This is a genomic window from Methylobacterium indicum, assembly GCF_001043895.1.
Taxonomy (GTDB): domain Bacteria; phylum Pseudomonadota; class Alphaproteobacteria; order Rhizobiales; family Beijerinckiaceae; genus Methylobacterium; species Methylobacterium indicum.
This window is the reverse complement of the sequence record NZ_JTHF01000380.1, coordinates 1-6,178: the sequence shown is the minus strand read 5'-3', so window position 1 is coordinate 6,178 and position 6,178 is coordinate 1. Positions and strand designations below refer to the sequence as shown.

The window sequence follows — 6,178 nt, the reverse complement described above, 5'->3', positions numbered from 1 at the left end:
TCCCGAACAGCCAGTCCCCCACCGCCGTGCTGCACGCGCTGGGGGACTGGCTGTTCGGGATCGACGAGAGCACCCAGACCTATTCCGGCCATTGGGTGCCGGATGCGCTCGCAAGCCTCACCCGGGTCGCGGCGGGCTACGCCATCGCGGCGCTCTCCGCCATCGTCATCGGGGTCGCGATCGGCTGGTGGCGGCTGGTGGAACGCACCGTCGAGCCGACCTTGCAGATGCTGCGGCCGATCCCGCCGGTCTCGTGGATCCCGCTCGCCATCATCTGGTTCGGCATCGCCGACAAGCCGGCGATCTTCCTGGTCTTCCTCGGCGCGTTCTTCCCCGTCCTGATGAACACCATCCACGGCGTGCGCGGGGTCGACCGCAACCTGATCCGGGCCGGCGCCATGATGGGCGCCTCCGAGCGCCAGCTCCTCACCGACATCGTGCTCCCCGCCGCCCTTCCGTCGATTTTTTCCGGATTGCGCATCGCCATCGGCTCGGCCTGGATGCTGACGGTGACCGCCGAGATGGTCGCGGTGAAGAGCGGGCTCGGCTACGTGCTGTGGGATTCCTACTACTTCCTGCGCTACGACATCGTGCTCGCCGCGATGATCTCGATCGGACTGCTCGGCTATCTGTCCGATCTCGGCCTCAAGGCGCTGATGGCCTCGGTTCTGCACTGGCAGAAGGGCACGACGGTGCAGGGGCGGTGAGCCGTCCCTCCCCTTCCCGACGGAGGATCCCATGAGCGCGATCGACCTCGCCGACGTCCAGAAAGTCTTTCACGATCGCGACGGGCGCGACCTCGTGGCGGTGGACCGCACCCGGGCCACGATCGAGGCGGGCGAGTTCGTCTGCCTGCTCGGCCCCTCGGGCTGCGGCAAGTCCACCCTGCTCAACATGATCGCGGGTTTCGAGGCGCCGACCTCCGGCGAGGTTCGCGTCGCGGGACGGCGGGTCGAGCGGCCGGGCGCCGATCGCGGCGTGGTGTTCCAGCAGCCGACGCTGATGCCCTGGCTCACGGTGATCGACAACGTCGCCTTCCATCTCAAGCTGAAGGGGGTGGCGAAGGTCGAGCGGCACGAGCGGGCCAAGACCTATCTCGACCTCGTCGGGCTCACCGGCTTCGAGCGGCACTATCCGGCGGAACTCTCGGGCGGGATGAGCCAGCGGGTCGGCATCGCCCGGGCGCTCCTGATGAACCCGGCGGTGATCCTGATGGACGAGCCCTTCGCGGCCCTCGACGCCCAGACCAAGATCGAGATGCAGGAGGAGCTGGTGACGATCTGGCAGCGGGTCGGCGCCACGGTGGTGTTCGTCACCCATTCGGTCGACGAGGCCCTGGTGCTGGGCAACCGCATCGCCGTCATGAGCCGGCGCCCGGGCCGCATCCGCGAGTTCATCCCCTTCGATCTGCCCCGGCCGCGGGACGTGACGAGCCCGGACTTCAACGACATGAAGCGCCGGGTGCTCGGGATGATCCGCGAGGAATCGAGCCGGAAGGTCGCCGCCTGATGATCCGCCTCGGCATGCTGACCCCGTCCTCGAACACCCGGCTCGAACCGGCCACCGCCGACCTCCTGCGCGACACGCCCGGCATCACCGCCCACTTCGCGCGCTTTCGCGTCACCGAGATCACCCTCTCGACGGCGGGGCTCGGACAGTTCGACGAGGCGCCGATCCTGTCGGCGGCCGGGCTCCTCGCCGATGCCAAGGTCGATGCGATCGCCTGGAACGGCACCTCGGCGGCCTGGCTGGGCTTTGCCCGCGACGAGGCCCTGTGCGCCCGGATCACGGACCTCACCGGCATTCCGGCGGCGACGGCGGTGCTCGGTTTTCGCGAGGCCTTCACCCGCGCGCGTATCCGGCGGGTCGGGCTCGTCACGCCCTATACCGGCGACGTGCAGGCGAGGATCCAGGCGAATTGGAGGGCGGCCGGGTTCGATTGCACGGCCGAGCGGCATTGCGGCCTGTCCGACAACTTCTCCTTCGCGGAGGTGCCGGAGCGGGATATCGCCGCCATGGCCCGGGCGGTGGCGGCGGAGGGCGCGCAAGCCGTGGCGATCGTCTGCACCAACATGGCGGGGACGGCGCTGGTTGAGGAACTGGAGGCCGAGCTCGGCATCCCGGTCTTCGATTCGATCGCCGTTACACTGTGGGCGGCCTTGCGCGCGGCGGGTGCCGATCCCGGCCGGATCACCGGCCGGGGCGGGCTATTTCGGCTCTGACACTCTGCTTGAGTTCGCACGACCGACATCGAACCCTCTCGGTCATCCCGGGGCCGCACAGCGGAACCCGGGATCCATAACCGCTGACGTTCAGGATAAAGCGGAACGGCTTCCTCTCATTTCTTCCATGCCAGCGTTTATGGATCCCGGGTTCTCGCCTTCGACGAGCCCCGGGATGACACTGAGAGGTGTTGTCGTGCGCGTCCGGTTTTTGGACACGTTCAATCGGAAAAGATCCTGCACTCGAAAAAGGTCCCGACCTCAGCGGTCGGCCTTGCTGCCGCTGACCGTGAGTTCGATGTACCGCCGGGTCGTCGGCCGCACGAGGTCGGCCATCTTCTGGGCCATCGCCAGTTCTTCCCGCAGCGACATCTCGAAGGCCGGCAGCCGGGCGCCCTGGCCGGCAGCCTCCGCCAGGGTGATCAACGCATCGTAGGCCGCCGCCTCGTAATTCTCGAAGGCGCGGTTGGCGAAGGCGTTCTTCAGGATCTCGTCCTGGGCCGGGGCGTGGGCCAAAGCCGCCATGTTGCCCATGAAGCCGAGCACGCCCTCCTTCAGGGTCGAAGGGCTCTCGGACATCGCCGCCAGCGCTTCGTCGAGCCGGTCGCGCTGGCCATGCGTCTCGGCGATGTGGCGGCGTAGAGCCGCGTCCATGTCGGGATAGCGCTCCAGGCGCTCGACCTGCCGCTCCATGATCTGAAGCGCCTGCAATTCGAGGGCGTGGGTGTTCTTCAGGGCAGTCACGTAGAGCGAACGGATATCCTCGGCCATCGTCGGGTCCTTCTCGGCGCGGCGATCCGGCAGGGATCGGCTTTCCCGGCGGATCGGATGTCCGGCCCAACGTCGCCGATCTGCGTCGGTTCGCCAAAAATACTCATACTACGAAACAGTATTTTTCGACCCGACGTCGCACGGAACGCCGCCAGGATGGAGACGTTGTTCGCCCTCATCGGCAGCAGGCCCCGGCGCACGCCATGCCGACCCATGAGACGAGGGAGATCCGCATGACCGCTTCCCCGCCCCCCGTGCCGCCGGCCAACCGGTCCGACAAGGGCCCCGGCAGTGCCGAGCGCGCCCCGACGGAGACCGGCGCCAAGGACACCGGCCAGGCCCGGGACCCGGACAAGGTCGGCCAGTCCGGCAACGCGAAGGTGAACACGACCCACCAGGGCCATCAGCAGGATCGGTAAGGCCAGGAGCGTCCATCCCCATGAGCACGTCGACCAAGACCGACGCCGCCGACCGCCATCACGGCGGCCCCGGCAGCAGCCACCAGCGATCCGACCGCCCGGACCCCACCGCCGATACCGGACCGACGCCGGGCTCGGCCACCAGCGACAGCCGCTCGCACGTCTCGGGTGGCGGCGGCGAGCGCGACCGGCACCACGCCCACGATCCCGACCGCAAGGCGCACTCACCGCGCTCGCATTGAACACGCGAGACGCGCGGCCTTGCGGCGGACCGGGATGTTTCCCGTGAAACCATGATCCGCGCCGGACGGGATCCCCGTTCGGCGCGGACGGGTCGGGGCTCCTGGACGCCAACTCGCCCCGATCCCGTCACGGCCTCAGCGTGATATCGCCAAGGTCGTGCGCCACCTGGGCTTTCCTGACGAACTCCGCGCGCATCAGGGAGCCCGCCACGATGTCCGATCCTGCCCTCCTTCGCCCCGCCTCCGGCCTCACCCGCCGCGCCGCCCTGATCGGTGCAGCGCTCGCGACCTGTGCGGTTCGCGGTGCGGCCGCGACGGAGGATGCGGTGGCCCGCCTCGCCCAGTTCGAGCGGCGCGACGGCGGGCGGCTCGGGGTCGAGGTGCGGGACACCGCGACCGGCCGCCGCTTCGGTCACCGGGCCGACGAACTCTTTCCGATGTGCAGCACCTTCAAGGCGGTCGCCGCCGCCGCGGTGCTGGCCCGGGCCGACAAGGGCCAGGACGACCTGAACCGGCGCATCGCCTATACTCGTGACGACCTCCTCAGCTACGCCCCGGTCACCTCGAAGCACGTCGAATCCGGCCTGACGCTGGCCGAACTCTGCGCCGCCGCCGTGGTGTGGAGCGACAACACCGCCGCCAACCTGATGCTGGCGACCCTGGGCGGGCCCGGCGGCATCACCACCTTCGCCCGGGCGCACGGCGACACCGTCACCCGCCTCGACCGCACCGAGCCGACGCTCAACACCGCGATCCCCGGCGACCCGCGCGACACGACGAGCCCGGCGGCGATGGTCGGCCTCCTCGACAACGTGCTCCTCGGCAAGGCCCTGTCGGCGGAGTCGCGCACGAAGCTGGTCGGCTGGATGCACGAGAGCCCGACCGGCCTGAAGCGCGTGCGCGCCGGCCTGCCGGAGGGATGGCGCACGGCCGACAAGACCGGCACCGGCGACAACGGCACCGCCAACGTGGTGGCGCTGATCCACCGGCCGGACGGTGCGCCGATCCTGGCGGCGGTGTATCTTACCGGATCACCGGCCGAGCCCGCCGCGCGCGATGCCCTGCACGCCGAGGTCGGCCGGCTGATCGCCCGGAGCTTCCCGGGCGCCTGATCCCGCTCGCAGGACGCACCGTCCCGATGTCGAAGACCACCCGCGCCACGCAGGTCCTGACCCGTGCCGGCATCCCGCACACGGTCCACGCCTACGACTACGACCCGGAGGCGACCCGCATCGGCCTCCAGGCCGCGGAGGCGTTGGGCGTCGCGCCGGGCGAGGTGTTCAAGACCCTGATGGCGATGGTGGACGGCAAGCCGGTCTGCGTGCTGGCGCCCTCCGACCGGGAGATCTCGCTGAAGAAGCTCGCCGCCGCCTTCGGGGGCAAGTCCGCCGCCATGATGCGCCCGGCCGAAGCCGAGCGCCTGACCGGCTACCATGTCGGCGGCATCAGTCCGCTCGGGCAGAAGCGGACGGTGCCGACCCTGGTCGATGCCGCCGCCCTCGCGCTCCCGGAGATCTTCCTCAACGGCGGCCAGCGCGGGCTGCAGGTGCGGGTCAAGCCCGACGATCTCGTCCGCGTGCTCCAGGCCCGAACCGAGGCCGTGACCTGACGGAAACGCCCCGTTAACCACGATCCGTCAAGGCTGGTGCGGGTCGCGGGAGAGGACGGACGGATGGGTCACAGCGTGAGGCTCCTGGCGGGCGCGGTCCTCCTCGGCCTCGCCGGGCCGGCGATGGCCGCCGACCTGCCCGAGCCGGGTTACTGGCCGGAGCCGCGCCGCGCGCCGGGTCCTCCTCCCGCCCCCCGCTACTTCCCGCGCGGCGACAGCGACGCCTCGCCCGCCCGGGTGCAGCTGCCCTGCCAGGGCTTCGTGCCCACCAACGCCCTGGGCGATCCGACCTATGTCGGCTCGCCCTTCGGCCTCGGCAAGCCGAGCTATTACGGCTTCCCGCCCCCGCGCGGCGTCGACGACCCGTACGGGCGGCGACTCGCCCGGGGCTGCTGGTAGGCCGCCATCGGACGCCCCCTCGTGGCCCGCATCGCCTGCCTCCATACCGCCGACGGCAATATCGCAATCTTCGACGACGCCCTGTCGGCGAGCGGCCTGGTCGGCATGACCCTTCGCCATGCCGTGCGCGCCGACCTGCTGGCCGCCGCCGAGCGGGAGGGCAGATTGACGCCGGGCCTCGTCGCCGAGACGGCCGCAGCCCTGGGGGCGCTCTGCGCCGGGGCCGATGCGGTGCTGCTGACCTGCTCGACTCTCGGGCCCGCCGCCGCGATCGCGGCCCGCGATGCTCCCGTCCCGGTCCTGCGGGTCGATGCGGCGCTCGCCGCCGCGGCGGTGGCGGAGGGCGGGCGGGTCGTCGTGCTCTGTGCCGTGGAGACCACGATCGCGCCGACGCGCCATCTGTTCGAGGAGGCTGCACGGGCAACCGGGGCGGTGGTCGACGTGCGGTGGGTGCCCGGCGCCTGGGACGCCTTCAAGGCCGGCGACATCCCGCGCTACCTCGCGCTGATCGCCGCG

Annotated in this window: 10 protein-coding genes; 9 read left to right on the top strand and 1 reads right to left on the bottom strand. The window is 70.6% G+C overall.

Going from position 1 to position 6,178, the window contains the following annotated elements:
• The 3 genes from QR78_RS30425 to QR78_RS30415 form a co-directional block, all read left to right on the top strand.
• Positions 1-707: ABC transporter permease (locus tag QR78_RS30425; protein ID WP_048431371.1), on the top strand; the 707-nt coding region annotated here is incomplete at its 5' end.
• Positions 708-738: 31 nt separating this feature from the next.
• Positions 739-1,509 (top strand): ABC transporter ATP-binding protein, encoded by a 771-nt coding sequence (locus QR78_RS30420; RefSeq protein WP_048431369.1) that lies wholly within the window; start codon positions 739-741, stop codon positions 1,507-1,509.
• Positions 1,509-2,222, top strand: coding sequence for a maleate cis-trans isomerase family protein (locus QR78_RS30415; RefSeq protein ID WP_179945837.1), 714 nt, complete (start codon positions 1,509-1,511; stop codon positions 2,220-2,222). Before QR78_RS30420 ends, QR78_RS30415 begins: the two co-directional genes overlap by 1 nt.
• Positions 2,223-2,483: 261 nt before the next feature.
• Here the strand turns inward: QR78_RS30415 and QR78_RS30410 are convergent, their stop codons facing one another.
• Complete coding sequence (locus QR78_RS30410; RefSeq protein WP_048431368.1) at positions 2,484-2,993, bottom strand: ferritin-like domain-containing protein; 510 nt, start codon at positions 2,991-2,993, stop codon at positions 2,484-2,486.
• A 233-nt stretch (positions 2,994-3,226) separates the two neighbouring features.
• Here QR78_RS30410 and QR78_RS30405 point away from each other — a divergent pair, with 233 nt between their 5' ends.
• The 6 genes from QR78_RS30405 to QR78_RS30380 all read left to right on the top strand — a co-directional run.
• Positions 3,227-3,412, top strand: a complete 186-nt coding sequence (locus QR78_RS30405) for a hypothetical protein (RefSeq protein WP_048431367.1) — start codon at positions 3,227-3,229, stop codon at positions 3,410-3,412.
• A 20-nt stretch (positions 3,413-3,432) separates the two neighbouring features.
• Positions 3,433-3,654: a hypothetical protein gene (locus QR78_RS30400; protein ID WP_048431366.1), complete on the top strand. Its 222-nt coding sequence runs from the start codon at positions 3,433-3,435 to the stop codon at positions 3,652-3,654.
• 212 nt (positions 3,655-3,866) lie between these two features.
• Entirely contained in the window at positions 3,867-4,766 is a 900-nt protein-coding gene (gene bla, locus QR78_RS30395; RefSeq protein ID WP_048431365.1) for a class A beta-lactamase, read from the top strand.
• A gap of 26 nt (positions 4,767-4,792) precedes the next feature.
• Entirely contained in the window at positions 4,793-5,263 is a 471-nt protein-coding gene (gene ybaK, locus QR78_RS30390; RefSeq protein WP_048431364.1) for a Cys-tRNA(Pro) deacylase, read from the top strand.
• 63 nt (positions 5,264-5,326) lie between these two features.
• Positions 5,327-5,662, top strand: coding sequence for a hypothetical protein (locus QR78_RS30385; protein ID WP_048431363.1), 336 nt, complete (start codon positions 5,327-5,329; stop codon positions 5,660-5,662).
• 21 nt (positions 5,663-5,683) lie between these two features.
• Positions 5,684-6,178: aspartate/glutamate racemase family protein (locus QR78_RS30380; RefSeq protein ID WP_048431362.1), on the top strand; the 495-nt coding region annotated here is incomplete at its 3' end.